This is a genomic window from Amycolatopsis thailandensis, assembly GCF_002234405.1.
Taxonomy (GTDB): domain Bacteria; phylum Actinomycetota; class Actinomycetes; order Mycobacteriales; family Pseudonocardiaceae; genus Amycolatopsis; species Amycolatopsis thailandensis.
The window spans coordinates 1-1,016 of record NZ_NMQT01000405.1 but is presented as its reverse complement, the minus strand read 5'-3'; the positions used below and the strand labels follow the sequence as shown (position 1 = coordinate 1,016).

Here is a 1,016-nt window from a genome sequence, read left to right as displayed (position 1 = left end):
ATGCCGCCACCCAGGACGGCGACGTCGACCTCCGGAGGCAGTGGCGTGCCGGTCCGGTCGGGCGCGGGAGCGGTGTCGAGCCACAGGGAACGTGTGCCGGGCAACTCCGTCATGACGGGCGGATTCCCGGCTGCCCCCGCGGACAAACCAGCGCCGGCCGGGTTTTCCCGTTCATTCGAACGGGTAGCCGTCGGCCATGAACACAGCCCCCAGGTCCCCGGAGAAGAAGAACATCTTCGTGATCGGCCTCGACGAGGGCAACGAAGAGGTACTGAGACGCGTGCCGGGCGCGGAGCGGTACCTCTTCCACCCCTTGTTGTCCATCGAGGAACTCCAGCACGGTGAGATCCGGATCGTCGAACTCATGGAGAAGGCACAAGCGATACTGGACGCCTTCGACGGCTCCATCGACGCGATCGTCAGCTACTGGGACTTCCCGTCCTCGACGATGGTGGCGATGTTGTGCGAGAAGTACGGCTTGCCCGGTGTATCGCTCGAAGCCGTGCTCAAGTGCGAGCACAAGTACTGGAGCCGCCTCGAACAGTCGAAGGTCATCGACGAGGTGCCCGCGTTCGGCATCGTCGATCTGGACGACGAGAGCCCTCGGCCACCCGAGGGAGTCGGCTACCCCATGTGGCTCAAGCCGGTGAAGTCGTTCTCGTCCGAACTGGCCTTCCATGTCGCCGACGAAGCCGAGTTCGACAAGGCCGTCGTCGAGATCCGGGAAGGCGTCAGCAGGGTCGGCGATCCCTTCGATCTGGTCCTCGGCAAGGTCAGGCTCCCCACGGAGGTGGCCGACGTGGGTGGAGCCGCCTGCCTCGCGGAGAGTGAGCTCAGCGGAGTCCAGGCCGCGACCGAAGGTTATGTCCACAATGGACACGTAACGGTGTACGGCGCGCTCGACTCGATCAACTACGACGGCTCACCGTGCTTCGAAAGACATCAGTACCCGTCGCAGCTGCCCGACGACACCATCCGGCGGATGAAAGAGGTCTCGGTCCGCGTGATGGAGCGGG

The 1,016-nt window shown here is 64.6% G+C and carries 1 protein-coding gene; it reads left to right on the top strand.

All coding sequences use genetic code 11. The features are described 5' to 3' along the window. Nucleotides 1-196 precede the first annotated feature (196 nt). The coding region (locus CFP71_RS43175; protein WP_425266655.1) for an ATP-grasp domain-containing protein at nt 197-1,016 on the top strand (820 nt) is incomplete at its 3' end.